This window comes from Calidithermus roseus (assembly GCF_003574095.1).
GTDB lineage: Bacteria > Deinococcota > Deinococci > Deinococcales > Thermaceae > Calidithermus > Calidithermus roseus.
Map to the genome: position 1 here is coordinate 1 of NZ_QWLA01000014.1, position 26754 is coordinate 26754.

A 26754-nucleotide genomic window follows, 5' to 3' on the forward strand; every position below is an offset into this window, starting at 1 on the left:
CCGGTCTGCTGCTGCTGCACCTACCGCCCTACACCCCGGAGCTCTCCCCGGCGGAGCCGGTGGTGCCTCTGCTGCGGGAAGCGGTGGCCAATGAGAGCTTCCCCAGCTTGGAGGCTTTGCAAGAGCGCCTGGTAGAGCGCTGTGTCTATCTCCAGGAGCACCCCGAGGTCATCCGGGGGGTGGCGGGGTTCAGGTGGATCCCCAATGGATGACTATCTATCTAAGGTTGGTATTACCATTGCCCCCAGTGGTTCATGTGCTATAACAGTCACTGGAGGGTTACCTCCTCTCGGAGGCGAAGAAGCCTGTCCTGCATCTGGGCGCCTGGGACAGGCCGAGCCAGTGGCGCAACCGGCCGAGAGACAACCACCTCGTACGCGCTTTGCCACGCCGTGGGCGTTTCTCGCCGGTCAGGCTCCCAGCCTGGCCCTAGGCGTTGTTTAGGGCGTTCGGAGGCGTTGAACCGTGTTTCCCAACGTGGGCACCAAGGGAACCGGGGAGCCAGTGGTGCAACCGGCCGAGCGCGAAGAAAGCGTTTCTGACGGACCCCGGCTTTCCCCCTTCACCTTTACAGCTGCTTTCTCGATCCTGCTTATGCTGGCAGGCTGCGGCCAGCCTGTCGCGCAGGCCAACTTCACCGTCGTACCCGCCCAGCTTCCGATGAGCGGGGGAGAGCTTTCCTTCTTCTGGCAAGCCGAGGGCGTCGCGGAGGTCACGATCTCGAGCGACCCCCAACTGCCCGGATTTCCCCTCACCACCCGTGATCGTTCCTTCTCGGTGAGGGTGCGGGGCAACCCTACCACTACCGCCAAAACCTACCGCTTCACCCTCGAGTTCGGCGGCGTGAGCAAGACCCAAACCATCACGGTCGAGCCCCAGGCTTCCGTGAGCTGCCCGAGCTCGAGCCAGCCTGCCGCCCACGCCGCTGCCCTTGCCGCCGTGGAGCCGCTCAAACCAACCGGCCTGGGCCGCTTCGACCGGCCCTATGCCACGGGCCGCCTGCTGGTGTTCAGCCGTAGCGAGAGCCGCCTGCAAAAGCTGGGCGCACTGAGCCTGCGGGGTGGTTGGGGCCTGGTGCAGGTGCCGCAGGGTCAGGAAATGGCTCGAGCCCGCAGCCTCCTCGAGCAGGGTCTGGCCGACTATGCCCAGCCTGAGTACCTCTACGAGGCCGCCGAGGCTGCCGTGCCTCCGGCCAACCGCCAGTACCCTTCCCAGGGCGACCTCTTCGCCCAGATGCGCCTCGAGCAGGCCTGGAAGAGCCTCAGCGCCGGGTGCTCGCGCCCGGTGGTCGCCGTGGCCGACACCGGCTTCTTCACCCGACGCGCCGACCTCGCGCCCAACCTCACGCCGCAGGCAAGCTGGCTGGACGTGGTGGGCTCGAGCCTCGAAGCACCCCAGCCTCGCCAGGGTGCGGTAGACCCCCACGACGGCAACTCCCACGGCACCGCCGTGGCCAGCGTCATCGCCGCTACGACCAATGACGGCTCCATGCTGGCTGGGGTGAGCTATAACCTGGTCCAGGTGTTGCCCATCAAGATCTTTGACGCCCAGGGCCGCACCGGTACGCTCCAGATCGCCCAGGCCCTCGAGTACGCCGCTGGGCAGACCCAGATCGGCGGCCAGACCTTCACCAACCCGACTCCGGCCCAGGTGGTCAACCTCTCGCTCTCCGGGCAGGCCTATGATCCCTACCTCGAGAGCGTGCTGGCTCGAGTCACGGCCCAGGGGTTGGTGGTGGTGGCTTCCAGCGGCAACGGCGACAGCGCCAGCGTGGGCTATCCGGCTTCCTCACCCTACGTCATCGCCGTGGGCGCGACCGATGATCAGGGTCGGCGGGCGGTGTGGGGCAGTGGTTTTGGCTCCAACTATGGCCCGGAACTCGACTTCGTGGCCCCCGGTACCGCCGTCCCCAGCTATGGCAGCCAGGGAACCGACACAGTGGGCAACGCCTACGGTACTTCGATGTCAGCGGCCTTCGTCAGCGCTACGGTGGCGCTGCACCTCTACCAGAACCAGCGTCAGTACGGCACTTTCTATCCCGAAGGAACCGGGAGTCAGGTGTTGCAAGCGGTGCAGGAGTGCTTGCGCAGCGCAGCCCAGTTCTCCACGCCCTCGCTCGAGCTAGGTCATGGCCTCATCGACGTGTCCAAGGTGGTAGACCCTGCCAACGCCGCGTGTAACTGACGTCGCAGCCTGGCTATCGGCCATCGACTTGCTGCAAAAACTCGATACTCGCCCGCGCGATCCGCTCCCATCCCTCGGCCTGGGGCAGGTCGGCGGGCTGGTCCCCTGCTTGGGCTCCATAAGCCCCGAAAGCGGCGTGGTTGAGCCCCTCGAGCACCTCTACACGGGTGCCCTTGGGCATGCGGGAGACCTCGAGGGCGCGTTTTTCCGCCGGGATCAGCCCGTCCTTGCTGCCGAAGAGGGCCAGGGTGGGCAGGGTGAACCCGGAGAGGTCGTGTTGCGGGTAGGAGGCCCAGAAAATCAGCCCGACCACCGATTGCCTGACCGCCGAGTCGTCTGAAAACGCGAAATTAGACGCGGCCACCCCGCCCATGGAGTGCCCGGCCAGCACCCACCTGAGCTGGGGGTAGCCCTCGAGCACCACCTTGGCCCGGTCCTGGTCGGTGATGGCCAGGTTGAAGGGCACCCACATCAGGGCCACGGGGTAGCCCGCCGCCGCTATTTGCCGCAGCACCGGGGCGTAGGCACGGTAGTCCACCCGCGCGCCGGGGTAGAAAGCCAGGCCGAGTTGGGCACTGTCGCCCGTGGGCCTCATCAGGTAGCCCCAGTCCTTGGCCTCGACCGACACCGCAGTGTCGCTGCTAAGGGCGCTGAGGGCCTGGGGGGTTGGGGGAATTGGCTTGAGGGCCCGCCAGATGTAAAACACTACGCTGGCGGCGAAGAAGAACATCAGGCCAAAGAAGATCAGCCAGAAGCGGTGGTTGGCTACCAGGGTTCGGGGTTTGACGCTCGTGCTTTTCATGCTCTCGCCCAGATTCTGCTTCACTTCGGCACTGGCGATGATTGTACCGCAAGCGTAAGAAAGGCGGGCTCGAGACCCGCCCTTTGGAAGTTCGCCTTCGACGTAGGACGTACGACCAAGTGCTCTCCGTCCCTCACATCACTTGCCTACCGGCGCCACTAGTGCCGCCCCGGCGGGCAGTTCCCCGGCGGCATATGCCTTGACCTTGGTGTAGGTGTTGCCGCTGAAGGTGCCGAGTTCGCCCGATCCGTCGCTCTTGTAGAAGAGCACCCCCGCCGACGTGTTCACCACCTGCTCCCAACCCTTCGCCAGTTGCCCCGAGATGTAGGTGCCGGTCTGGGTGAAGCTCCCGCCAGCGGCGAAAGTGCCCAGCGCGCCGATCCCGTCGCTCTTACGGTAGAAGAGCACCCCGCCGGGCGTGCGGAGGATGTGGCTCCAGTTTGTGCTGAAGCTGTAGTTGGAGTAAACGTAAGTCCACTTGCAGCTCGAGTCGTAGGTCCCGTAGCCTCCAATCCCGCTGGGCTGTTTGTAGAAGAACACTCCGTTGGCGTCGTTTACCCGCAGGATGAGATCCCAGTCGGTCGAGTAGCCGATCTGGGTCACGGGGTTGCTGAAGTCGTAGTCGTTGCCGTAGCTGCCGCAGAGGGTGGTCCCGGTGGTGGCTTTGTAGAAGACCAGTCGGTCGCTGAGGCTCACCATCTGGTTCTGTCCCGCCGGGAGCTCTCCTGGGGCGTAGCCGCGCAGCTTGCGGAAGCTCCCCGCCCCGTCGAAGCTGCCCAGGGCTCCCGAGCCGTCGGCTGCGCTGTAGAACAGCTCGTACAGCTCGTAGGGCTTGCCGAAGTGGGTGACTCTGGCGGGCAACTCTCCGGCGACGTAGCTTTTGAGTGGGGTGTACGCCCCGCCGCTATCCAGGCTTCCCAGCGCTCCTGAGCCGTCGCCCTTGTAGAACAGCACCCCTCCGGTGAGCACGGCGGGCACGATGCTGATGGTGGCGCTGGCGCTCAGGCCAGTGCCCTCGAGCACGGCGGTGAGGGTGGCAGTAGTCATGGTGGTCACGCTGGTGGGTGGGGTGTAGATGACGCTCGGGCCGCTGCTCGAGCTCAGGCTTCCAGGACCCTCGAGCGTCCAGTTCACCGTAGCCGTCGAGCCACTCACGATGGCGTCGAAGCTGCCGCCGGGGTCGCCGGCCACGAAGGCCCTCGAGGTGGGGTTGATGTTGATGGAGGGCGTGGGGGCCACCGTCACCGAGGCATCTTTGCTCACGCTTCCGGCACTGTTGCTCGCGGTGAGGGTGAAGGTCTGGCTGGCGGTCACGTTCAAGGTCTTGCTGCCTTTGTCGCTGGGGCTGACGTTGCCCACCCCGCTGATGCTCAGGCTGCTCGCACCGCTGACGTCCCACTCGAGCCTCACGCTTCCCCCGCCGCTGGGCAGGCTCGAGGGGGTGGCGGCGAAGCTATTGATTAGGGGAGGGTTGGCCGGAGTGCCCGTGTTGCAGGCCGCCAGCAGTCCTAGGAGAAAGATCCAGATACGGGTCATGGCTCACCTCCTGCCTAGCCAACGTAGGTGTAGCCGACGGTGATGCTCACGGTCTTGCTGCCGATGGCCTGACCGCTGTCGTCGAGGACGGTGAGGCGGATGGTGTAAGGCAGTTCGTAGTTGCGGCCTCCGACCAGCTTCACGCTCAGGCTCGAACCCCTACCCACCTCCACCTCGCCGCCGCCTTGGGCCTGGGCGCTCCACACCAGCCGCTCGCCAGGCACCGCCGCGCCGTTGGAGTAGGTGGCATAGCCCACCAGGGGCACGTCCACGAGGGGCTGGTTGATGTCCGGGCTCCAGTACTTGGCCCCGTTCTTCGGCTCCACGATCACGATTTCGCCGGGGGTGCGGGTGGGATCGATCACGCTGACGCTCACCGAGGTGGCGGCCTGCAGGCCGTACTCGCCGGTGGCCACCAGGGTCAGGGTGCGCGAGCCGGCGGCGTTGGGGGTCAGGGTGTACGCCCCACCGTCGCCCAGGTGGCTCCCACCCTCGAACCAGGCCAGGCGGGCCCGGCCATCGGGCAGGGTGTGCGCGTCGAAGCCCTCGCCCCGGAAGGTGAAGGGCTCACCCTTGAGCAGGGTGGTAGGGCTGCTGGGCACCAGGATGCGCACCTTGGGCAAGTCGGTGGGGTCGGGGGCGAGCTTGAAGGCGATGTGCTTGACGTCCTGCAGCACGCCGCCCTGGCGCAGGTTGAGCTCCAGCCGCGCCGGGGTGGGCCCGCCCACCGCCCCGACCACGCCCGCCAGGTTGCCAAATTCCAAGTCCACGGGCTCGAGATTGTAAGCGTCCACGTTGACGTTGGCAAACTTCTGAGCCTTCATGCTCCTGCCCACGTACAGCCTGGCCTCGACCTCGAAGCCCAGCCCCACATCGGTCACGTTGACCACGTTGAAGCTCGCTTCCATGCGGCTACTGCGGTAGATCAGGTAGCGGAACTCACTGTCTTGCACCAGGTTGTTGCCGTAGGGGAAGGTGGGGAGGGTGGTGGCTTCGTCATTGAAGTAGTGGCCGTTGGGGTAGCCTCCGTCCCACTTCCAGCGCGAGATCACCCGGTTGGAGAGGTTACGGAATATGAGCGAAGCCGGAAAGGGATAGCCCACACCCCCGAAGTAGATGGTCTCGCCGTGGGATAGCTCGATCGAGCCACGCCGCTCGCTTTCGGGCTTGGGGTCGTTGTAGAAGATCAGGGTGTAGAGGTCGGGTTTCGCCGCGTCGCCGGAGTCGGCGCAGCCTTTGGTGGGGTCGTTGGGGTCTTTGAGCGTGCAGTTGGCCTCGCGGAAGGCTTTCCAGCTCATGGAGGGGTGGGTGCCGTTCCAGTCCGTGTTGGGGCGGGCGTTGGAATCGGCGATGTAGACGCCATCCTTGGTCACCCCCGTGATCACGAAGGCGTGCCACTGGCGGTCCGAGCTGGTCCAGACCGGCTTGCGCCCCAGGAGGGTGGCCAGGGCCGCGTAGGCCTGGAAGGCGGTGAAGTTCCCGCTCGAGCCCTCGCTGGGGATGAGCTCGGCGTCCCAGCGCATGAAGCTGTAGGTGCTTTCGGGGATGCCTGCGGCCTGAAGGATCGATCCGACTCCGGAGCCGCTGTTCGGCGGCTGCTTGATCAGGCTGGCCAGGCCGTAGTTGCTGGCGAAGCCTCCGGGGGTCTTGGGGTTGGAGACCAGCGCGGGCTGGGGTTTGTGGAAGTTGAGCGCCATGGAGAGCGAGGTGGGGGTGCACCAGGGTAGACCGGCCTGGTAGTAGAAGGGCACCTGCAGGGACTGGGTTCCGCCCTCGCTGGGCTTGGGAGCGGGCACCACGTAGGCGGTGTACATACCGGCCCGCATCACACCGTAGGCGAGCTTGCTCGACAGGCCGGAGGCTTGGGCCCCTACGGGCGTGGCCGCGTGTACCCACAGCCGGGGTTCACCGGATTCGGGCTTGGCGAGGGTTTCCAGCACCACCGGGTTCCCCTCGGGGGTGTCCGCGTCGGTGGGCAACTCGAGGGTGGCCGCGGCTTTGAGGCTGGCCCCGCCCAGGTCCAGGCCCACCAGTGGCCCGGCAGGGCGCATCGGGTTGTCCTGGGGTTCGGCGGGCTTGGCCTTCACGTCCAGGGTGACCCTGGCATCCTGGCTCAGCACCCCCGGCGGGATGGTGATCCTGGCCCCACCCGCTTCGACTACCCCCCCTTCGGCGGCCTTGATGATGACCGAGTTCGACCCGCCCCCGGTGTTGTCCTGGGTGCAGGCGCCAAGCAAAGCAGCCAACAGCAATACACCAACAAACCAATACTTCATTCCAATCCTCCTTTGCCTGCTTTTATCTCCAAAATCCTGTGCCCCCAGAGAAATTCCCGCCCACACCTGCCGCAGAAGCGGGCATAGGGCGAGGTGATCCGGGCTCCGCAACTGGGGCAGGCCTCGAGCATGCGCACGCCGTCGTTGGTGCAGTAGTGTTCGGCGGAACGCACCGGGACGGCTCTGGCACAGCGCGGGCAGATGCGGTAAAAAACCCCTGCTTCGTCTTCCACACCTTTACCCCCTTCGGCCTACAGGGTGCTCCAGCCTTGGTCAGACGGCGGTCAGAAGTCGGTCGGGTTTTGCCGGTGGCTTGCAAAGTGAGGGAGCCGGTACATTCCGACTCCCCCCACAGCCAAGCGCTTCAGCCCAGGAAGCTCTGCCAGGACGGAGGCAAGCTCTCGCCCACCTCCTGCATCCGTTCCCTGGCTTCTTCGTAAAGCCGGTTTAGGCCCTTGTGGTTCTGTGCTCGGCGCAGGGCCTCGAGCGTCAGCCGCAGCGCCCCCGTGTCATAGGGCTCAGCTTCGAGCAGGATGCGCCCCAGCCGCACGGCTTCTTTGGGGTCGGTCTCGAGCAGTGCTTCGATCCCGAGGCGCAGGGTCAGGTGCACCGTCTCGCGCACGCCTTCGTTGAAGGAAGAGAGGGGGGAGAGGCCCTCGAGATAAGCCCCCCGCCACAGCCCGCTGTCCCCAGTACGCAGAAACTCCTCCACGTCCGAACTCACCGCCTCACCCAGCGCATAGCCGGTGGGGGTGGTGGTGATGGAGAGCGTACCCAAGGTGGAGCGTACGCTGTGGATGAGCTCCTTGAGGGAGGAAGCGGCTTTCCCCTCGTCTTCACCGGGATAGAGGGCATCCAGAAGTTCCAGGCGGCCCACCTCGCTCCGTCCGGCTAGGCGGGCCTCGAGCAACAGGGCCAGCAGCTCCCGGCGCTTGCGGCCCCGCACGGGCGCTCCGGCAAAGTGCAGCGGGCCCAGGACCCGCAGCTGTAGAGCGCCCGGAGGATGCCCTTCGATCCGCTTCTCCGGGTTGGAGGAGGTATCGGGCGTTGGGCTGGGCGCGGTTTCTGCCTTGAACAGCTCAGGAAAATACCGCTGGGCGAATTCTATGGGTTGTTTGAGCCCGAGCGCTCCTAGCCGCGCAATCCGCTCGGCAGCGCGCCGGGAGTTGCCGGTCAGCCGGTCCACTTCGAGCCCGATGGTATCGGCCTCGACCATCAGCTTCAGGTTGAGGGCGGCAGCTTCGGCCTGGCGGTAGACCTCGAGAGCCTCATCAGGTTGGCCTAAGCCTTCGAGAGCGTCGGCCAGGGCTAGATTGGCCGAGAGCCTGAACCAGGGTTGACCCAACTGCTCGGCGAGGGTGAGGGCTTCCTGGGCCAGCTCGAGCCCTCGCTCAGGTCGGCCCTGCCAGGTCTCGGCATGGGCGGCAGGTATAAGGCCGTTGATCAGGTTGCGGGGGCTGCGCAGCTTCCGGGCGGCTTCCAGGCTGGCGTAGGCGTGCTTGAGTGCGAGCACCTTGCCGTAGGGAGGCCGCCAGAGCCAGTACAGCCGGCTGAGGGTTTTCTCGCAGTCTACCAGCGACTCGGAGGGATCCATTTGCAAGAGGAGGTCGCGGCTTTCCAGCAAGGCCTCCTCAGCCCGCGGGTATTCGGCAAAACCCATGTACAGCTGGGCTACCAGCACCTTGGCGTGGGCGTAGCGTTTGAGCTCCCCGAGTTCGCTGTAAGCCCGGATGGCCTCCTCGAGGCTTGCCTGCATTTCGGCATAGCGTGTCAGCAGGCCCAGGGTGTAAGCGCGGTTGAAGGAAATGTGGGCGATGGGCTTGGGAAGGCCGCTTTCCCGCGCCAGCCCAAGGGCTTGGGCAAAATAGGCGTCGGCCTGAGAATAGTCGCCCATGTAGTAGCAGGCCCCGGCGCGGGTGCTGAAGAGCTTGGCCCTTTGTTCCAGCGTGAGCCCCGGCAACTCGAGCGCTCTCGTGGCGATCTCCAGGCCCGTCTTTGGGTCTCCGGTGGCGGAGTGGGCGAAGGAAGCTTGGTAGAGCACCTCGGGGTCGGGGATGGAGTGCAAGGATGGATTGTCCCGCCAGACCTCGAGTGCGCCCGTGAAGTCCCCCACTAAAGCCCGCAGGATCAGAAGTCGTGAGGCCCAGCCCGGCCCCTGGCGCTCGTCCGGGGGTAGGTAAGTCAGCACCGCGTCCACCTCGGCCATCCGGCCCCGGATCGTGAGCAACTCGGCCAGGAGGTGTACGGCCTCGGTCTGGCCGGGATTGGCAGCTACGGCTTGTTCGGCCAGGCGGATGGCTTCGCCGGGATCGAATGAGCGTAGGGCCCTGGCCGCTTCCAGCGAGGGGAGCGCTTTATCGGCAGCATACGCCACTGCCGCGGCGCGCAATCGAGCCGCCTTCACCGCCTCCCCACCGGCTTCGCTTCGGGCGGCTGCACGCTCGAGCCACTCCTGTGACTCCTGGGGTGATAGCCCTGCGGCCTCGACAAGCCTTACCAGCGCCTCCGCCTCCGGCAAAGCCCGCTCCAGCGTCTTCAAGGCTCTACGGGCCAGGTGCTGGGATTGGCCGGGCTCGAGGCTTTGCAGGGTTACTTCGCGGTAGAGCGGATGGACAAACTCCCCGTTTCGCAGCACCCCAGACCCCTCGAGGCGGCGTTTCTCATGTTCTAAGCTTTCCGGCGAAACCTCCGCGACCTGGGCCCAGAAAGCTTCCTCGACCCCCAAAGGCAATACGGCCTTGGCCGCGATGACGGCCTCCAGGCCGCCCCTGGCTGCTTCCTTCAAGGCTTGCTCGATGAGGGCCTCTACCGTCACCGGCGTTTCACCCTTGAGAGGTGTGCGCCAGTGCCATCGGCTGCCGTCGTTCCACAAGAATCCCTGGCGGGCCAGATGGCGGAGGTATTCCAGGGTGAAAAGCGGATTTCCCTGGGCCTGCTCGTAGATCCATAAAACAGCTTCACTGGGAAGGCTCGACTCCAATTCGGCCTCGAGCAGGCTTTTCGAATGCTCGAAGGAGAGGGGCTCTATCCGCAAAGCCCGGAAGGGCTCCGGTGGTAAGACCCGGCTCGTCACCAGCAGGGCTGTTCCCCTGCTGCGCGAGACCATGCGGGCCATCGTCTGCACCAGCTCGAGCCGCTGCGCCGGGGCCTCGTGCAGATCCTCCAGGTGCAGGACTACGGGAGCCCGCGCCGCCAGGAGGGCGCTCAGGGCCGAGGCCGCCTTCTCGTTTTCAAGATGCTCGCCGCGCTCCAGGCGCTCCAGCAGCGCCTGGGCCCAGAGTGGGAACGGGGTGGAGCGGGGTGACTCCCCAAGCTCGTGCACCAGGGCAGGCAGGGGAGTGGTAGCGTGCAGGCTGAAGCTGCGGCAGGACGTTTCCCACAGTAGCTCGCGCACGGTATAGGTTTTGCCGATGCCCGGCTCCCCCCACACTCCCAAAGCCAGCCCTGCTCGCCGGGAGAGCACCGGCTTGAGGCGCTCTCTCACCCTCGATAGCGCTGAGGGGCCTGGACTCGAGCCCTTAGCCATAAGCTAATAGGGCTATTGTAGTCGATCAGAGGCTTACGGACCGGCTGGGGGCTCGTGAAAGGGCGTTCCAGGCAAAGATTAAGCGCGCACCTCGTCTGCGCCGCGCTCAGTCGGCTACCGATTCCGGAACCGGAGGCTCGTTCGTGCCGAAGTCGAAATCCCTCGCCCGCAGGGCGTAGTACCCCGGTGCGACGCGCTCGAAAGGAGAGTACGCCCAGCGCACGCTGGCGGTGAGTTTTTGCAAGACGTTGTCGGGCAGGCTATCGGTCTCTTTCCAGAGCCCTTTCTCCACGATGCGCCGGGTAATTTCCCGGTGGTAAAGCGGACCCTCCGCTTCCCGCAGCACAATTTCGATGGCCTGAACCAGGGTCATAGCTCGAACTCGAGCCTAGCAAGCCAAAGAGTAAATCCCTGCGGCAAATAACCAGACTTCTACTGAGCGAGTTTAAATTGTGTGTCTATAGCTAATGGCGATAACCAGGCGTACAGCCAAACGCGAGACGCTAAACGCTAAACGCCCACTCGCCCGAGCGCATCAGCGGCTCGAGGGTACCGCTGTGGGTGAGGCCGTCGACGTCCATCTCGTTTGAGCCGATCATCCAGTCAACGTGGATGAGGCTCGAGTTCGCCCCCCGCGCGGCCAGCTCTTCTGGGCTGAGCCGGTCGCCGTCTACCATGCACTCGCTGTAGGCCTGCCCTAAGGCGATGTGACTGGCCGCGTTTTCGTCGAAGAGGGTGTTGTAGAAGAGGACGCCCATCTGGGCAATAGGGGAAGAGTGAGGCACCAGCGCGACCTCGCCCAGGCTCCGCGCGCCCTCGTCGCTCTCGAGCAGCTTGCGCAGGATCTCCTCGCCCTGGCGGGCGCTGGCCTCGACGATGCGGCCTCCTTCGAAGCGCACCCGGATGCCGTCGATGAGGCTGCCCTGGTGGGAAAGCGGCTTGCTCGAGCTGACGTAACCTTCGATGCGGTCTTTGTGGGGCGTGGTGAAGACCTCCTCGGTGGGGATGTTGGGGTTGCAGGCCACGCCGTTCTTGGCCGGGCTTCTGCCGCCGACCCACAGGTGCCCCTCGGCCAGGCCCACCCGCAAGTCGGTGCCGGGCCCCCTGAAGTGCAGGGCCTGGTAGCGCCTGGCATTGAGGAAGTCCACCCGCTCCTTGAGCCGTCGGTTATGGGCTTCCCAGGCCGCCACTGGGTCGTCCCCGTCTACCCTCGAGGCCCGGAAGATGGCCTCCCATAGCTTGGAGACGGCCACGTCCTCGGGATCGTCGGGGAAGACCGTCCTGGCCCAGGAGGGGGTGGCATAGGAGACAATGGTCCAGTTGACGTGGAAGCGGGTGATGAGCTCGAGCGCCGGCTGGTAGGCGATGGCCTGGGCCTTGCTCGCGCGGGCTACGTGCTCGGGGTTTTGCCCCCTGAGCAGTCCGGGATTCTGCCCGCTGATGGCCAGCCGGGCCGCACCGCTGCGGTAGGCCTCGGCCATGGCCTGGTAAAGCCAGGCGGGGGCCTTGTCAAAGCTGCTTTCGGGGGCGTACTGGAAACGGGCCAGGGTGGCCGCGTCATCGTTGAAGAGGGTGGTGACCAAAGAGGCCCCGGCTTTGTAGGCCTGCTCGGTGATCTTGCGGGTGAGCTCGAGGGCTTCGACGGGGGCGGTCATGACCAGTTCTTGTCCCGGCTGGAGGTTGAGGCCCACCCTCACCGCGATCTGGGCTAGACGATCGAGTTTGCTGGCGAAATCGTTACTGCTCATCGCCCCAACACTCTACCCGAAGCTTGACGATGCCCTGTGATGGCCGCTACCCTGAAGGCGAGCATGAAGGGCATAAGACCCCGCACCCCCCGCAGCTACAAGTGGCACCACCAGAAGTGGAGGCTTTGCCCCCACGCCCAACGCTGAACGCCGGGCGCGGGTCGTACTCCTGGGTCGTACGCAAGACGCCAGACGCGAAACGTAAAGTACCCAAAGCGATAACCCCGAACCGATGGCGTCTGGTCGTCGGCGTTGGGCTTTTAGCTATCGGCTATCAGCTATCAGCATCGACCTTTAACGAGGTGCCCATGCAGCTCCCCAGCTACCCCCTGCCCGACCCTCGAGGCCGCTATGGCGACTTTGGCGGGCGCTACGTGCCTGAGACCCTGATCCCGGCGCTCGAGGAACTCACCGCCGCCTACCTTCACTTCAAGCACGACCCCGACTTCCTCGAGGAGTACGAGTACTACCTGCGCGAGTACGTGGGCCGTCCTACGCCTTTGTACTTCGCCGAAAACCTGACCCGCCACCTCGGTGGAGCCCGGATCTACCTCAAGCGCGAGGACCTCAACCACACCGGAGCCCATAAGATCAACAACACCCTGGGCCAGGCCCTGATAGCTAAGCGCATGGGCAAGAAGAGGGTCATCGCCGAGACGGGAGCCGGGCAACACGGCGTTTCGGTGGCGACGGTGGCTGCCTTGATGGGCCTGGAGTGCGTGGTCTATCAGGGTGCCGAGGATGTGCGCCGCCAGGCGCTCAATGTCTTCCGTATGCGGCTGCTGGGGGCCGAGGTGCGGGCGGTGGAGAGCGGCACCAAGACCCTCAAGGACGCCACCAACGAGGCCATTCGCGACTGGGTGACCCACGTGCGGGAGAGCTTCTACATCATCGGCTCGGTGGTGGGGCCGCACCCTTACCCGGCCATGGCTCGCGATTTTCAGAGCATCGTGGGCGAGGAGATCAAACAGCAATTACTGGCCAAAGAGGGCCGCGCGACCCCCGACGCGGTGATCGCCTGCGTGGGGGGAGGCTCCAACGCCATCGGGGTCTTCGCGCCCTTCGCCTACCAGGAAGACCGTCCCCGCCTCATCGGCGTCGAGGCCGCTGGGCACGGGCTGACCTCGGGGATGCACGCCCTCTCCATCGGCGCGGGCCGCAAGGGCGTGCTGCACGGGGCGATGATGTACCTGCTTTACGACGAAGACGGCCAGATCCAGCCTGCTCACTCGGTATCTGCTGGCCTGGACTACCCCGGTGTGGGCCCCGAGCATTCCTACTACGCCGAGCAAGGCATCGCCGAATACGTGGGCATCACCGACGACGAGGCCCTGGAGGGCTTCAAGCTACTCTCGCGCCTGGAAGGCATCCTGCCCGCCCTCGAGAGCGCCCACGCCATCGCCTATGCCGCCAAGCTCGCTCCCGAGATGGATCCCGAGCAACTCATCGTCATCAACCTCTCGGGCCGGGGAGACAAGGACGTGGTGGAGGTGATGCGCATTCTGGAGGAGCGTCGAGGGTCCAGGCTCGAGGGGCAAGTGCCCCAGGAGGTAGCCTGATGACCACCCGCGAAGCCTTCGAACGCGCCGCCGCTGAGGGCCGGGCTGCGCTGATTCCCTACGTGATGGCCGGGTATCCCGACGCCGCAGGGGCCCTCGAGCTCGTACGGCGGGTGTTACCCTTTGCCGACGTGCTCGAGATCGGCCTGCCCTACTCCGACCCCCTGGGCGACGGCCCGGTGATCCAGCGGGCCTCTGAACGAGCCCTGCGCCAGGGCACCCGCCTGAAGGACGTGCTCGAGTTCGTACGTCAGGTGCGCGCCCTCACCGACAAGCCGCTATTCGTGATGACCTACATCAACCCCGTGATCGCCACGGGACCTGAGCGCTTTTTCGAAGCCTTCCGCAACGCCGGGGCCACCGGGCTGATCCTGCCCGACCTTCCCCCGGACGAAGACCCCGCACTGGTCGCTAAAGCCCACGCGGCGGGCCTCGAGACCACCTTCCTCCTGGCCCCTACCTCCACCGACGCCCGCATAGGGGTCGTCGCCCCCTTCTGCACCGGCTTCGTTTACACCGTCTCCGTCACCGGCGTCACCGGAGCCCGCGACCGCCTGCCGGAGGGCCTCCCGGAATTGGTCCAGCGCATCAAGCAGCACACCGGCGTGCCGGTGGCCATCGGCTTTGGCATCTCGAGCCGCTCCACCGCTGCCCAGGCCGCGAGGGCCGCTGACGGAGCGGTAATCGCCAGCGCCCTCATTCGCGCCCACGAGGAGGGAAGACCCATAGAGCCCGTGCTGGAGGAGGTGCGGCTGGGGCTCTTCAGGCAGGTGAGTGCTTAGCCATCGGCCCCCAACCAGTACAATCCAAGCCATGAAGCGCATCGTCCAGGCGGAGTGCCTGAGCTATACCCAAACCCTCCCGGACGCGTCTTTCCCCCTGATCTACCTGGACCCGCCCTTCAACACCGGCAAGCCTCAAAAGCGCAACCGCATGCGGGTGGTGCAGGATGAAAATGGCTCACGCAGCGGCTTTGGCGGCAAGAAGTACCGCAGCGAGCCGCTGGAGTCTCCGGTCTATCCCGATTCCTTCGAGGACTTCCTGGGCTTCCTCGAGCCCCGCCTGCGCGAGGCCTACCGCCTGCTCACCCCCACCGGCTCGCTCTTCGTCCACCTCGACTACCGTGAGGTCCACTATGTCAAGGTGCTCCTGGACGACATCTTTGGCCGAAAGCACTTCATCAATGAGATCATCTGGGCCTACGACTACGGGGGCCGCCCGCGCAACCGCTGGCCCGCCAAGCACGACACGATTCTCTGGTATGCCAGAGACCCCGACTCCTACACCTTCAACCGCGAGGCCATCGACCGCATCCCTTACATGACCCCCAGGATGGTCGGTCCCGAGAAGGCAGCCAGGGGCAAAACCCCCACCGACGTGTGGTGGCAGACCATCGTGCCCACGGGCGGCAGGGAGAAGACTGGCTATCCCACACAGAAACCGCTCAAGCTGCTCGAGCGCGTCATTAGGGTTCACTCCAACCCCGGCGAGGTCGTGCTCGACTTCTTCGCAGGGTCAGGGACGACCGGCGAGGCTGCCGCGCGGCATGGGCGGGGTTTCGTGCTGGTGGACCAGAACCCCGATGCCCTCGAGGTCATGCGGCGTAGACTCGCTCCCTATGAGCCTGAGATAATCAACTTCGATGCGCTCCCCGCTCCACCTGAAGCTCGGCGAGCTTGAGCTGTTCGTGCTCAACGACGGGGAGATCTGGCTCGACGGGGGCTCTACCTTCGGGGTGGTTCCCCGTGTCATCTGGAGCAAGCTTACCCAGCCTGACGAGCAAAACCGAATTCGCCTGAGCATGAATCCCCTTCTGGTGCGGATCGCCGGGCAGTGGGTGCTCGTCGAAACCGGCATTGACCGCAAGCCCGGCTTCAAGCACCGTGAACTCTACAGGCTCAGCGAGGAGAACCCCCTTCTGGCCCAGCTCGCGTTGCTCGGCGTCAGGCCTGAGGACATCGCCTGGGTGATCAACACCCATCTGCACTTCGACCACGCCGGGCTCAACACCCGCTGGCAGGGAGGCCGCCTGCTTCCCACCTTTCCCAAAGCCCGCTACGTCGTGCAGCAGCAGGAACTAGAGGACGCCATCCACCCTCACGAGCGCAGCCGAGCCAGCTACTTGCCCGAGAACATCGAGCCCGTGCTCGAGGCCGGGCTCTTCGAGGTCGTGGAAGGGGAGACTGAGCTGTTGCCGGGCCTGCGCCTGCTTCCCGTGCCGGGCCACACCCTGGGCATGCAGGCGGTCGAGCTCGAGTCCGAGGGCCGGCGGCTGGCCTTCACCGCCGACCTGATCCCCACCCTCATGCAGACCCCGCTGCTCTACATCATGGCCTTCGACCTGTACCCCATGACCACGCTGGAAACCCGCAAGAAGATGTACGCGCGCTGGCTCGAGGGCGATTACCTGTTGTGCTTCACCCACGAGCCGGGTCATCCATTGGGGAGGCTGATCCAAACCGAGAGAGGCTACCGGGCAGAACCTGTTCCAGGACTGGATTCTCGCCCATCTTCTTGACAAAGGGAAACAATTGGGCTAGCTTTGTGACACGCGTTAGTAACACGAGTTAGTACCCATAGTGGTGCTATCTATTGTCTCTTTGTCCTTGGGAGGTAAGTATGGAGCAGGCCCCGGAACCAGGAGCGATACAAAGGCCCAGAAGGCTGCCCCCAGCCTTGCGGCAGTTTTTCAGCCGTGAGGCCATGACCGGCTGGCTCTTCATCCTCCCCGCCTTCATCGGTTTCGTGCTGTTTTATCTGCTGCCTTCGATCCGCGCTTTCTCCATCAGCTTCACCGACTGGAACCTGCTGCGCCCCCCCAGGCCGGTGGGGCTGGAAAACTACCAGGCCCTGGTGGCCGACCCCAATTTCTGGCACGCGCTGAAGGTCACCGGGCTCTACGTGCTGCTCAACATCCCCCTGCAGACCGTGCTCGCGCTGCTGCTGGCGGTCTTGATGGATCGCCTGGTGCGCTCGATCTTCGTGCGGGCGGTCATCATCCTGCCCTACCTGCTTTCCAACGTGGTGGTGGCGATGATCTTCCTGTGGCTGCTCCACCCCATCCTGGGGTACATCAACGTTTTCCTGGGCCTCCTAGGGCTCGAGCGCCAGCCCTTCTTCGGCTCGCCCGACCAGGCCCTGGCGACGGTTGCCGGAGTCAACATCTGGCGGCACATGGGCTTTACGGCCTTGCTGTTCTACGCCGGGCTGCAGTCCATTCCGCGCTCGCTCTACGAAGCCGCCTCGATCGACGGGGCCAGCGAGTGGCGCATGTTCTGGCGCATCACCCTCCCGCTTTTGCGGCCGGTGACGGTCTTCGTGCTGGTCACCAGCGTCATCGGCTCCTTCCAGATCTTCGACACCGTGGCGGTGGCGACCGGCGGCGGCCCCACCTACGCCACGCGGGTGATCGTCTGGTACATCTACGAGAACGCTTTCCAGTTTTTCAAAATGGGCTACGCCTCGGCCATGTCGATGGTGCTCTTCCTGATCCTGGTGGTCTTCACCCTGCTCCAGATGCGCCTCTTCCGGGCGGGCCACTCCGATCTGGCATAGGAGGTTTTGCATGAATCCGGTTGAGACGAATCCTATCAGGGTGCGCAATCGCGTGGTATACCAACTGACTCCAGGGCGAATTGTGGCCTGGGTGCTGCTGGCGGTGCTGATTTTCATCACCCTTTTTCCGCTATGGATCGTCATCAAGACCGCGATCACTCACCCTAAGGAACTCTTCGAGCAGGCCACCCTCCTGTTCCCCTCTGACCCCACCCTCCTCAACTTCCGGCGGGCTTTGGGGATGGTGAGCCTCGAGGAGAACCTGGCGGTGGGCGGTGTGGCCAATATCAACTTCCTCACCGCCATGCGCAACTCGGTGCTCTTCACCCTCACCATCGTCGTCTCCCAGACCTTCTTCAGCGCCATGGCCGCCTATGCCTTTGCCCGGCTGCGCTTCCCTGGCCGCGACTTGATCTTTTTCCTCTTCCTGGCCGCGACCATGATCCCCGGCGCCGTGCTGTTCATCCCCAACTTCATCCTGGTCAAGAACCTGGGCTGGCTCAACACCTTCCAGGGGATGGTGGCGCCCTTCGTGCTGATGACCCCCTTTGCGGTGTTCTTCTTGCGGCAGTTCTTCTTGGCCGTGCCCAAGGAACTCGAGGAAGCTGCCTACCTCGACGGGGCCTCGCCTTTTTACGTCTTCTGGCGCATCATCCTGCCCATCAGCAAAACCCCTCTGGTCACCCTGGCGATTCTCACCACCATCAACACCTGGAACGAGTTCTTCTGGCCCTGGATCGTCAGCAAGGACAACAACATGCAAGTCCTCACCGTGGCGCTGAAGATGTTCCAGTCCCAGACCCCGCAGGGCTCGCCGGACTGGACGGGCCTGATGGCCGCCACCTTCCTGGCCATCATCCCGGTGTTCATCCTGCTGGTGGTATTGGGGCGGCAGGTGGTGGAGTCGTTGCAGTTCAGCGGTTTGAAATAGCCATCTTCTTCTCGTGTGGGAAAGCTCGAGCTAACCGAAAGGGGTGAGGTAGACGGTCAGCGGGAAAAGCGAAGGGTTTTTCGGCTATCGGCAATAGGAATCCTTGCAAGAGGAGGGACTCATGCACCAAGTTTTTCGCAGGACGGCCATCGCAGCAGTCGCGGCTTTAGCTGCCCAGGCTTTCGCCCAGACCGAGATCACCTACTGGTTGTGGGACTCCAACCAACAGCCAGCCTACCAGGCCTGCGCCAACGCCTTCCAGCAGCAGAACCCCGACATCAAGGTAAACGTCGTGCAAAAGGGCTGGGATGACTACTGGACGGGGCTCACCACCGGCTTTGTCTCCGGTACCGCTCCCGATGTTTTCACCAACCACCTGGCCAAGTACCCCGAGTTCGCCAGTAACGGCCAGATCGTGGACATCGCTCCCCTGATCAAGCGCGACGGGGTCAAGACCAACATCTATTACCCTGGGCTGTACGAGTTGTGGGGCCGCGGCGGTAAGCAGTACGGTCTGCCCAAGGACTGGGACACCATCGCCATCGTCTACAACAAGAAACTGCTCAAGGAGGCCGGAATCAGCGAGGCCACCCTCCGCACCTGGACCTGGAACCCCAAAGACGGAGGTACTTTCGAGAGGGTAATTGCCCAGCTCACCAAGGACAAGAACGGCAATAACGGGCTTTCGAAGAATTTCGACCCCAAGAACGTGGTGCAGTACGGCTTCACCACCAACGGCTCCGGCGGCGGCTACGGCCAGACCGAGTGGAGCTGGCTGGCGGTGTCTAACGGCTTCAAGTTCAACGACGGCCCCTGGGACACCAAGTACTACTACGACAGCCCCAAGCTGGCCGAGACCATCCAGTGGCTGGCCGACCTCAGCCTCAAGAAAGGCTACGCCGTTCCCGTCACCGACGTGACCCGTCTGGGGTCTGAGGCCCTGTTCACCTCGGGCAAGGTGGCCATGCTGCCCCACGGCTCGTGGATGATCAAGTGGTTCAAGGACAACGCCAAGTTCGACGTGGGCTTCGCCCTGCTGCCGGCAGGCCCCAACGGGCGCAAGAGCATGTTCAACGGTCTGGCCGATTCCATCTGGACGGGCAGCAAGAAACAGGAGCAGGCCTGGAAGTGGGTCAAGTTCCTCGGTTCGCCCGCCTGCCAGAACATCGTGGGATCCTATGGCGTGGTCTTCCCGGCGATCAAGTCGGGCGTGGACGCCGCGCTGCAGGTATACAAGAAGAACGGCCTGGACGTGACCGCCTTCACCACCATTGCCAACACCAAGGGCGCGACCTTCCTCTTCCCCATCACCGACTATGCTTCCGAGATCACCAGCATCATGAACGCCGCGATGGACTCGGTGTTCCTGGGCAAGGCCAGGGCTGCCGACGCCCTCAAGGAAGCCAACGCCAAGGTCAACGCGGTCTTTAAGCGATAGCCAGCGCACGGTCCTCGAGGTGCTTGCATGAAGCTGCGAATGCTGCTTGCCGGAACTGCCCTGATGATCGCGCTCGGGGTGGGGACCGGGGCACCTCGAGGGGCCGCACCGGGTGGGTCAGGCCCCGAGGGGGCGGAAGTTCCGCTCGGCGTCGGGGCTCGAGCACTCCAGCCTTCCACCTGCGCACGGAGCTTTCTGGCCCACGACCTTCCTCACGCCGCCCAGGGCCGCCAGCAACCCGCGCGTGGCTACGACGGCAACGGCTCGGGGGTGGCACTCGGCGACCTGAACGAAGATGGGCTCATCGACATCGCCTTCGCCAACCAGGGCGGGGAGGCGGTGGTGCTGTGGAATCAGGGCGGGTTGAAGTTTCGCAAGACCACGCTCGATGCCCTCAGCACGCGGGCCGTGGCCGCCGTGGACGTCAACGCCGACGGCTGGCTCGACCTGACCTTCACCCACAACCTCGGGACACCTAGCTACTGGCAGAACCTGCGGGGCAGGGGCTTCGCCCCTGCCGAGCTGCCGGGGGTGCGCTACCGGGCCTACTCGATGCTGTGGGATGACCTCGACGGCGACGGGCGGCTCGAGCTGGTCACCGCTTCGTACGACGCGATCCTCGAGGCCGAGTTGCGCCACGGCTTTTTGTTCTCCGAAGGAGCCGGGACCGTTCTTTACCGGCCCACTCCCGAAGGGTTTGAGGCCCGGCGCCTGGCTCGCAACGCGCAGGCCCTGGGCCTGAGTGCTTTCGACGCCAGCAACGATGGAAAGCGTGATTTGATCGTGGGCAACGACTTCGACCTGCCCGACATGGTCTTCGAACAAGGCACTTGGGAGCAAATCCGCCCCTTCCCCCGCACCAGCCAGCACACCATGGGCTTCTCCGTGGCCGACATCGACAACGATGGCCGCCCGGAGCTTTTCTCCACCGACATGAAGCCCGACTTCCGCGACTTGAAGGCACTGGCGGCCTGGATTCCACTGATGCAGAAGGGCTACAGCCGGCTCACCCGCTCTGCCGTAGGACGACCGGAGAACATGCTGCAGGTGCGCTCGAGCCAGGGCTATCGCAACCGGGCCTACGAGCTGGGCTTGGATGCGACGGGCTGGAGCTGGTCGGGCAAGTTCGGCGACCTCGACAACGACGGCTACGAGGATCTCTACGTGGTAAACGGCATGATCGACGCGGATCTGTTCGGGTACCTGCCGGGCGGCGAGTTGGTCGAGGAGAATCGGGTCTTCCGCAACCGCGGTGGCCAGCGTTTCGAGCGCAAACCCGACTGGAACCTCGCTTCCCGGCGCAGTGGGCGGGGGATGAGCCTGGCCGACCTCGACAACGACGGTGACCTGGACATCGTAGTCAGCAACCTGGGCAACCCGGCGCAGCTCTTCGAGAACCGGCTGTGCGGCGGTAGGTCGGTGGAGGTCGAGCTGCGCTGGGAGGGCAGTTTCAACACCCGAGCCCTGGGTGCCCAGGTGCTGCTATACACCGACAAGCACCGGCTCTGGCGGCAGGTGACGGCCATCAGTGGCTACCTCTCGGGCGACGCTCCCAGGCTCCACTTCGGCGTTGACCCGAGCGAGGAGGTGCGCAGGCTCGAGGTCATCTGGCCCGACGGCAAGCGTTCGGAGGTTGTGGCCCGGGCCGGAACCCTCTTCACCCTCACCCGCAAGGAGCGCCCGTGACCCAGAGCCGAGGGAGCCTGCTCGAGCTGCTCGACTTTCGCAACCGCAGGGCCCTGGTCCTGCTGGCCGCCGCGGTTGGCCTTATCCTGGCCGGAGCTGCGGTCTACGGGGCAGGGATGCCGGTGTGGGGAGGTAGCCTGATCTTCCTGGGTACCCTGGCCGTGCCCGTCGGCTTGAAGTGGTGGGACGACTTCAGGCGGCTCGGGGTGGCGGCCTTCGTGCTCAGCGCCTTGCTGATGCTGCAAGGGTTGCACTTCCTCGAGCACGCCACCCAGATGGTGCAGTACTACCTGCTCGACCGTCCTCCGGCGCTTTCACAGGGCTTCATTTCCTCACTCAACATCGAGTGGGTGCACTTCATCTGGAACACGGTGGTCTGGGTGCTGACGGTGTACCTGCTGCGGCGGGGGATGGCCGGTGGGTGGGGCTGGGCGCTCTTGCTGTGGATGACGGGGCACACCCTCGAGCACGCTTACCTGCTGGCGCGCTACTTGCAGCTGACACAGGAACTCGCGGCTTTGGGCCTGCCCGGCTTCGGCGTGAGCCAGGCCCTGCCGGGCATCCTGGGGCGCGACGGCTGGCTGGCAGAAAGCAGCATTTGCGGGCAAATCCCTGGGCTGACCACGGCCCCGCGGGTAACCATCCACTTCTTCTGGAACCTCGGTGAGACTGCATTGCTGCTCTTCGCGGCTCACTTCAACCTGTCCCGTCTGGTCCAAGCAAGGGGGTAAGACGCTTATGCCAAAGCCAAAGATCACTTTTATCGGCGCGGGGAGCACGGTTTTTGCCAAGAACCTCATGGGCGACATCCTGAGCTTCCCCGAACTCTCCGAATCCACCTTGGTGCTCTACGACATCAACCCCGAGCGGCTGAAAACCTCGGAGGTCGTGGCTCACCGGCTGGCCCAGAGCCTCGGAGCCAGGCCCCAGATCATCGCCACCACCGACCGCGAGGCCGCGCTCGAGGGGGCCCACTACGCCATCAACATGGTCCAGGTCGGCGGGTACAAGCCCGCCACCGTCCTCGACTTCGAGATCCCCAAGAAGTACGGCCTGCGCCAGACCATCGCCGACACCCTGGGCATCGGCGGGATCATGCGGGCCCTGCGCACCATCCCCGTGCTGCTGGAGATGGCCCGCGACATGGAGCGGCTATGCCCGGAGGTGCTGCACCTCAACTACGTCAACCCCATGGCCATGAACACCTGGGCTTTGCTCAAGGCCACCCGGATCAAGACGGTGGGGCTGTGTCACAGCGTGCAGGGCACCGCCGAGCAACTTGCCCGTGACATCGGGGTGCCAGTGGAGGAAATCAACTACCTCTGCGCCGGGATCAACCACATGGCCTTCTACCTCAAGTTCGAGCGGGGCGGGGAAGACCTCTACCCGCGCATCTGGGAGTACCTCGAGAGCGGGCAGTCCCCCCAACGGCTGGTGGAGGGTGCCCCCCTGGCCGACAAGGTGCGCTACGAGATGTTTCGCCGCCTGGGCTACTTCGTCACCGAGTCCAGCGAGCACTTCAGCGAGTACACGCCCTACTTCATCAAGCGGGACCGCCCCGACCTCATCGAGAAGTTCGGCATCCCCCTCGACGAGTACATCCGCCGCTGCGAGGTGCAGATCGCGGGGTGGGAGCACCTGCGGGCCGAACTCGAGCACAGCACCCAACCCCTCCCCGTCCACCGCAGCCACGAGTACGGCTCGCTGATCATCCACAGCCAGGAGACCGGCACCCCCCGCGTCGTCTACGGCAACGTGCTCAACCACGGCCTCATCGACAACCTTCCCCACGGCTGCTGCGTGGAAGTGCCCTGCCTGGTGGACAAAAACGGCATCCAGCCCACCCGCATCGGCAGCCTGCCACCGCATCTGGCGGCCCTCATGCGCACGAATATCAATGTGCAGGAACTCACCGTCGAAGCTGTGCTCACCGGCAAGCGCGAGCACGTCTACCACGCGGCGATGCTCGACCCCCACACCGCTGCCGAACTCGACCTCGAGCAGATCTGGAACCTGGTGGATGAGTTGCTGGCCGCCCACGGTGACTGGATTCCCGAGCCGCTGCGCTCGAGGGAGGCCGTTGTGAGAAGCTAGGAATGCTCCTGGGGGGAGACTTCCCGGAGAAATCGTGCCCAGGCTGTTCTCAAAGCGAGGATATGCTGATTCCGACGTCCTCCTGGCCTTGTCAATAGATTCAAACTCCGTAAGGAACGCTCTATAATGATTGAGGAGCCTGAAGGGCAGCATGACTGGAAAGCCCAGAGTCACCAGCTACCAAGTCGCCAAACGCGCCGGGGTCTCCAGGACCACGGTGTCCCTGGTGCTCAATGGGGTTCCCGGCATCAGCATCAGCGAGGAGACCCGCCGGCGGGTGTTGCAGGCGGCGGAGGAGCTGGGCTACGTGCCCAATGCTGCTGCCCGCAGCCTGGTCAGCGGCCAGACCCTCACCATCGGCCTGGTGGTCTCCCACGCCGAGCATCTCCAGGTCGATGCCTATATCCCCCAACTGCTCTACAGCCTCAGCCACACCAGCCACCAGCACGGCTACCGGGTGCTGCTGGAGACGGTGGAGGACGTCTCCAGGCCCGACGCCTACCTGGAGTTGGTGCGCGGCCAGCGCATCGATGGCCTGATCGTGGTCAACATCCGCTCCGACGACAGCCAGTTGCCCGAACTCATCCGGCGCAACTTCCCGGTGGTGCTGATCGGCTTTCGCCTGTGGCCGGGGCTGGAGTCGAAGATCTACTCGGTGGAAACCGACGACCAGGAGGCGAGCGAGCGGGCGACGCGGCACCTCATCGCCCTGGGCCATACCCGCATCGCCCACATCACCTTCTCGCCCGAGAACTACTACGCCACCCAGAGCCGCCACCGGGGGTATCGCCACGCCCTCGAGGCGGCGGGGCTGGAGTATGACCCGGCGCTGGTCCAGTTCGGCAACTACTCCGCCGCCAGCGGATACGAGGCCATGCAGCGGTTGCTGCGCCGCAAACCCTACCCCACCGCCCTTTTCGCCGGAAACGACACCATCGCCCTGGGGGCTATGGCCGCCATCCACGAGAAGGGCCTGCGGATTCCCCAGGACATCGCCGTCGTGGGCTACGACGACATCCCCACCGCGCTTTACATGACCCCCCCACTCACCACGGTCCGGATTCCGGCTGTGGAGCAGGGCCGCCTGGCCGTGGAGATGCTCTCGAGCCTGATGCGGGGCAACCCCCCAGAGCACACCCACATCCGCCTGCCCACCCCCCTGATCGTCCGCGAGTCCTGTGGGGCTCGCGGTCGCCAGCGGCATGGGGAGCAGGAGGGTGTGGCGGGTTCGTGAAGAGCACCCTATATAGCGAGGGGGTGACCCAGCCACCCCCTCTCGATCTGGCCCGCCGTTCAGGCTTGTGCTGAGGGTTCCCCCCTGCGTTCGACTAGCGTCAGGATGTCGTACAGTGCCACGGTCTTGCCCTCCTGGTTGGTGATCTCCACCGCCCAGGTCACCACCCCGGTCAGGCGCTCGCCGGGCTTGGGATCCTTCTTGGTCTTGCTCTTCACCGTCAGGCGGGCCTGGATGGTGTCGCCGATGCCTACCGGCTCGATGAAGCGCAGCTTCTCGAGGCCGTAGTTGGCCAGCACCGGCCCCGGCGCCGGGCTCACGAAGAGCCCAGCAGCCGCCGAGATCAGGAAGTAGCCGTGGGCCACGCGCTTGCCGAAGATCGAGTCCCTGGCCCCGATCTCATCGACGTGGGCGTAGAAGTAGTCGCCGCTGACGTTGGCGAAGTTGACAATGTCGGCCTCGGTGACGGTGCGGCGGTGGGTGAGGAAGCTCTCGCCTATTTGCAGGTCCTCGAAGTACTTGCGGAAGGGGTGAATCCCGTCGCTCCTGGTCTCGGCCCCGCGCACGTACTCGTTGGAGATGAAGCTCAAGGTGGTGGGGTCGGCCTGGATGGCGCTGCGCTGCATGAAGTGCTTGATGCCGCGCACCCCGCCCATCTCCTCGCCCGCCCCGGCCCGGCCCGGCCCGCCGTGGATGAGCTGGGGCAGGGGAGAGCCATGCCCGGTGTTCTCCTTGGCGTTCTCGCGGTTGAGGATCAGGAGGCGCCCGTGCGAGCTGGCACAGCCGAAGAACAGCGTGCGGGCCTCGGTGCGGTCGTGGGTGACGATGGAACCGGCCAGGCTGCCCCGGCCCATCCTGGCGAGCTCTATGGCCTCGTCGAGGTTGCGGTAGGGGAGCAGCGTGGCCACCGGGCCAAAGGCCTCGACCTCGTGGGGCTCGCGGGCCTCGAGCGGCCGGTCACAGTACAACAGCCGCGGGCTGAGGAAGCCGCCCTTCTCGGGGTCGCCGCCCAGGAGCTCGAGGGGAGGCTCGAGCACTACCTCGCAGCTGCGGGAGAGTTCGCCCACACGCTCCTTGACCTCCTCGCGCTGGATGGTGCTCACCAGCGGGCCCATCCGCACGTCCTCGCGGCGGGGGTCGCCGATGGTGGTCCTGGCCAGGCGCTCTTTGAGGGCTTCGATCACTGCCTCCACCTTCTCGGCGGGCACGATCACCCGCCGGATGGCCGTGCACTTCTGCCCGGCCTTGACGGTCATCTCGTTGGCCACCTCACGCACGAAGAGGTCGAACTCGGGGTCGCCCGGCTCTACCGTAGCGCCCAGGATCGAGCAGTTGAGGCTGTCGGCCTCGAGGTTGAAGGGCACCGAGTGGGCGACTAGGTTGGGGTGGGTCTTGAGCTTGCGCCCGGTACTGGCCGAGCCGGTGAAAGTCACGAGGTCCTGCTCGCTGAGGTGGTCCAGCAGGTCGCCGGTACTGCCGCAGATGAGCTGGATGGCCCCCTCGGGCAGGATCCCCGACTCGATCATGGCCCGGAAGACGGCTTCGGTGAGGTAGGCGGTCTGGGTGGCGGGCTTGACGATGGCCGGAACCCCGGCGATGAGGCCGGGGGCTAGCTTCTCGAGCATCCCCCATACGGGGAAGTTGAAGGCGTTGATGTGCACCGCCACGCCCTCGCGGGGGACCAGGATGTGCCGCCCCAGGAAGCTGCCGGCCTTGGAGATCTGCTGTACGTCGTCCTCGACCAAAAACTTCTCGTTGGGCAACTCGCGCCGGGCTAGGCTGGAGTAGGAGAAGAAGGTCCCGATTCCGCCCTCGATGTCCACCCAGCCGTCGCGGCGGGTGGCGCCGGTCTTGAAGGAAAGCTCGTAGAAGCTTTCCTTGCGCTCCATGAGGTACTGCGCCAGGGCCCGCAGCATGGCGGCTCGCTCGTGGAAGGTGTAGCGGCGCAGGTTGGGGCCACCCACCTCGCGGGCGTAGTGCACCATCGCGCCGAAGTCCAGCCCCGTGCTGCTGACTGTGGCGATGGGCTCTCCGTAGACTGCGTCTGTGACCAGGGTCCCACTGTCGCTGGCCTTAAACCAGCTTCCTGCTGCGTAACTGCTGAGTTGCATCGATCCTCCCCGAGGTGCTAACTAACGATTGTTAGTCAGTATATCAGGCCTTGCCGATCCCTTGTCGCGGTTTA

20 protein-coding genes, 1 pseudogene and 2 riboswitches are annotated in these 26754 nt (G+C 64.9%); of the genes and pseudogenes, 13 read left to right on the forward strand and 8 right to left on the reverse strand.

Annotated elements, in window-relative coordinates:
• A pseudogene (locus Mrose_RS18780) lies at nt 1-212 on the forward strand (IS630-like element ISAva6 family transposase); the annotation flags it as partial.
• Between the two features lie 70 nt (nt 213-282).
• A riboswitch (cyclic di-GMP riboswitch) is annotated at nt 283-366 on the forward strand.
• A 76-nt stretch (nt 367-442) separates the two neighbouring features.
• Nucleotides 443-528, forward strand: a riboswitch (cyclic di-GMP riboswitch).
• Nucleotides 508-2184, forward strand: coding sequence for a S8 family peptidase (locus Mrose_RS05180; RefSeq protein ID WP_220452285.1), 1677 nt, complete (start codon nt 508-510; stop codon nt 2182-2184). (Overlaps the previous riboswitch by 21 nt.)
• 13 nt (nt 2185-2197) lie before the next feature.
• Here Mrose_RS05180 and Mrose_RS05185 read toward each other — a convergent pair whose 3' ends face one another.
• The 7 genes from Mrose_RS05185 to Mrose_RS05215 all read right to left on the reverse strand — a co-directional run bounded on the left by Mrose_RS05185 (nt 2198) and on the right by Mrose_RS05215 (nt 12072).
• The gene (locus tag Mrose_RS05185) at nt 2198-2986 is read right to left on the reverse strand and encodes an alpha/beta hydrolase (RefSeq protein ID WP_245969569.1); all 789 of its coding nucleotides are present in this window, start codon (nt 2984-2986) and stop codon (nt 2198-2200) included.
• A 138-nt stretch (nt 2987-3124) separates the two neighbouring features.
• Nucleotides 3125-4522: an immunoglobulin domain-containing protein gene (locus Mrose_RS05190; RefSeq protein WP_119276364.1), complete on the reverse strand. Its 1398-nt coding sequence runs from the start codon at nt 4520-4522 to the stop codon at nt 3125-3127.
• A gap of 14 nt (nt 4523-4536) precedes the next feature.
• On the reverse strand, nt 4537-6798 hold the full coding sequence (locus Mrose_RS05195) for a C39 family peptidase (RefSeq protein ID WP_119276365.1): 2262 nt from the start codon (nt 6796-6798) through the stop codon (nt 4537-4539).
• A complete protein-coding gene (locus Mrose_RS05200; RefSeq protein WP_119276366.1) occupies nt 6795-7031 on the reverse strand; it encodes a double zinc ribbon domain-containing protein in 237 nt (78 codons plus the stop codon). Before Mrose_RS05200 ends, Mrose_RS05195 begins: the two co-directional genes overlap by 4 nt.
• A 131-nt stretch (nt 7032-7162) precedes the next feature.
• A complete protein-coding gene (locus Mrose_RS05205) occupies nt 7163-10282 on the reverse strand; it encodes an AAA family ATPase (RefSeq protein ID WP_182482685.1) in 3120 nt (1039 codons plus the stop codon).
• Nucleotides 10283-10430: 148 nt separating this feature from the next.
• Nucleotides 10431-10697, reverse strand: coding sequence for a winged helix-turn-helix domain-containing protein (locus Mrose_RS05210; protein WP_119276368.1), 267 nt, complete (start codon nt 10695-10697; stop codon nt 10431-10433).
• A 130-nt stretch (nt 10698-10827) separates the two neighbouring features.
• The gene (locus Mrose_RS05215) at nt 10828-12072 is read right to left on the reverse strand and encodes an aminopeptidase (RefSeq protein WP_119276369.1); all 1245 of its coding nucleotides are present in this window, start codon (nt 12070-12072) and stop codon (nt 10828-10830) included.
• A gap of 308 nt (nt 12073-12380) precedes the next feature.
• Between Mrose_RS05215 and trpB the strand changes: the two genes are divergently transcribed.
• From trpB to Mrose_RS05270, 11 genes are all read left to right on the forward strand, one after another.
• Complete coding sequence (gene trpB / locus Mrose_RS05220) at nt 12381-13631, forward strand: tryptophan synthase subunit beta (protein ID WP_119276370.1); 1251 nt, start codon at nt 12381-12383, stop codon at nt 13629-13631.
• Nucleotides 13631-14413, forward strand: coding sequence for a tryptophan synthase subunit alpha (gene trpA, locus Mrose_RS05225; RefSeq protein WP_119276371.1), 783 nt, complete (start codon nt 13631-13633; stop codon nt 14411-14413). Before trpB ends, trpA begins: the two co-directional genes overlap by 1 nt.
• A gap of 31 nt (nt 14414-14444) precedes the next feature.
• On the forward strand, nt 14445-15311 hold the full coding sequence (locus Mrose_RS05230) for a DNA-methyltransferase (RefSeq protein WP_119276372.1): 867 nt from the start codon (nt 14445-14447) through the stop codon (nt 15309-15311).
• Nucleotides 15274-16149 (forward strand): MBL fold metallo-hydrolase, encoded by an 876-nt coding sequence (locus tag Mrose_RS05235; RefSeq protein ID WP_119276373.1) that lies wholly within the window; start codon nt 15274-15276, stop codon nt 16147-16149. The genes Mrose_RS05230 and Mrose_RS05235 overlap by 38 nt, the downstream gene beginning before the upstream one ends.
• A 158-nt stretch (nt 16150-16307) precedes the next feature.
• Nucleotides 16308-17186, forward strand: a complete 879-nt coding sequence (locus tag Mrose_RS05240) for a carbohydrate ABC transporter permease (protein ID WP_220452286.1) — start codon at nt 16308-16310, stop codon at nt 17184-17186.
• A gap of 52 nt (nt 17187-17238) precedes the next feature.
• Nucleotides 17239-18117, forward strand: coding sequence for a carbohydrate ABC transporter permease (locus Mrose_RS05245; RefSeq protein ID WP_220452287.1), 879 nt, complete (start codon nt 17239-17241; stop codon nt 18115-18117).
• Between the two features lie 121 nt (nt 18118-18238).
• The gene (locus Mrose_RS05250) at nt 18239-19555 is read left to right on the forward strand and encodes an ABC transporter substrate-binding protein (protein ID WP_119276376.1); all 1317 of its coding nucleotides are present in this window, start codon (nt 18239-18241) and stop codon (nt 19553-19555) included.
• A gap of 27 nt (nt 19556-19582) precedes the next feature.
• Nucleotides 19583-21241 carry a CRTAC1 family protein gene (locus Mrose_RS05255; RefSeq protein ID WP_119276377.1) on the forward strand — a complete coding sequence of 553 codons (1659 nt, stop codon included), beginning with the start codon at nt 19583-19585 and terminating at the stop codon, nt 21239-21241.
• Entirely contained in the window at nt 21238-21972 is a 735-nt protein-coding gene (locus tag Mrose_RS05260) for a hypothetical protein (protein WP_119276378.1), read from the forward strand. The genes Mrose_RS05255 and Mrose_RS05260 overlap by 4 nt, the downstream gene beginning before the upstream one ends.
• Before the next feature lie 7 nt (nt 21973-21979).
• A complete protein-coding gene (melA, locus tag Mrose_RS05265) occupies nt 21980-23335 on the forward strand; it encodes an alpha-glucosidase/alpha-galactosidase (RefSeq protein ID WP_119276379.1) in 1356 nt (451 codons plus the stop codon).
• 151 nt (nt 23336-23486) lie between these two features.
• Entirely contained in the window at nt 23487-24569 is a 1083-nt protein-coding gene (locus Mrose_RS05270) for a LacI family DNA-binding transcriptional regulator (protein ID WP_119276380.1), read from the forward strand.
• Between the two features lie 59 nt (nt 24570-24628).
• Here Mrose_RS05270 and paaZ read toward each other — a convergent pair whose 3' ends face one another.
• A complete protein-coding gene (paaZ, locus tag Mrose_RS05275; RefSeq protein ID WP_119276381.1) occupies nt 24629-26680 on the reverse strand; it encodes a phenylacetic acid degradation bifunctional protein PaaZ in 2052 nt (683 codons plus the stop codon).
• Between the last annotated feature and the right edge of the window lie 74 nt (nt 26681-26754).

What these genes read in the sequence shown, in the direction of transcription:
- Mrose_RS05195 (WP_119276365.1), bottom strand. Translation starts at nt 6,798, where the DNA reads ATGAAGTATTGGTTTGTTGGTGTATTGCTGTTGGCTGCTTTGCTTGGC.
- Mrose_RS05215 (WP_119276369.1), bottom strand. Translation starts at nt 12,072, where the DNA reads ATGAGCAGTAACGATTTCGCCAGCAAACTCGATCGTCTAGCCCAGATC.
- melA (WP_119276379.1), top strand. Translation starts at nt 21,980, where the DNA reads ATGCCAAAGCCAAAGATCACTTTTATCGGCGCGGGGAGCACGGTTTTT.
- Mrose_RS05250 (WP_119276376.1), top strand. Translation starts at nt 18,239, where the DNA reads ATGCACCAAGTTTTTCGCAGGACGGCCATCGCAGCAGTCGCGGCTTTA.
- Mrose_RS05230 (WP_119276372.1), top strand. Translation starts at nt 14,445, where the DNA reads ATGAAGCGCATCGTCCAGGCGGAGTGCCTGAGCTATACCCAAACCCTC.
- paaZ (WP_119276381.1), bottom strand. Translation starts at nt 26,680, where the DNA reads ATGCAACTCAGCAGTTACGCAGCAGGAAGCTGGTTTAAGGCCAGCGAC.
- Mrose_RS05235 (WP_119276373.1), top strand. Translation starts at nt 15,274, where the DNA reads ATGCGCTCCCCGCTCCACCTGAAGCTCGGCGAGCTTGAGCTGTTCGTG.
- Mrose_RS05185 (WP_245969569.1), bottom strand. Translation starts at nt 2,986, where the DNA reads ATGAAAAGCACGAGCGTCAAACCCCGAACCCTGGTAGCCAACCACCGC.
- Mrose_RS05210 (WP_119276368.1), bottom strand. Translation starts at nt 10,697, where the DNA reads ATGACCCTGGTTCAGGCCATCGAAATTGTGCTGCGGGAAGCGGAGGGT.
- Mrose_RS05255 (WP_119276377.1), top strand. Translation starts at nt 19,583, where the DNA reads ATGAAGCTGCGAATGCTGCTTGCCGGAACTGCCCTGATGATCGCGCTC.
- trpA (WP_119276371.1), top strand. Translation starts at nt 13,631, where the DNA reads ATGACCACCCGCGAAGCCTTCGAACGCGCCGCCGCTGAGGGCCGGGCT.
- trpB (WP_119276370.1), top strand. Translation starts at nt 12,381, where the DNA reads ATGCAGCTCCCCAGCTACCCCCTGCCCGACCCTCGAGGCCGCTATGGC.
- Mrose_RS05270 (WP_119276380.1), top strand. Translation starts at nt 23,487, where the DNA reads ATGACTGGAAAGCCCAGAGTCACCAGCTACCAAGTCGCCAAACGCGCC.
- Mrose_RS05190 (WP_119276364.1), bottom strand. Translation starts at nt 4,522, where the DNA reads ATGACCCGTATCTGGATCTTTCTCCTAGGACTGCTGGCGGCCTGCAAC.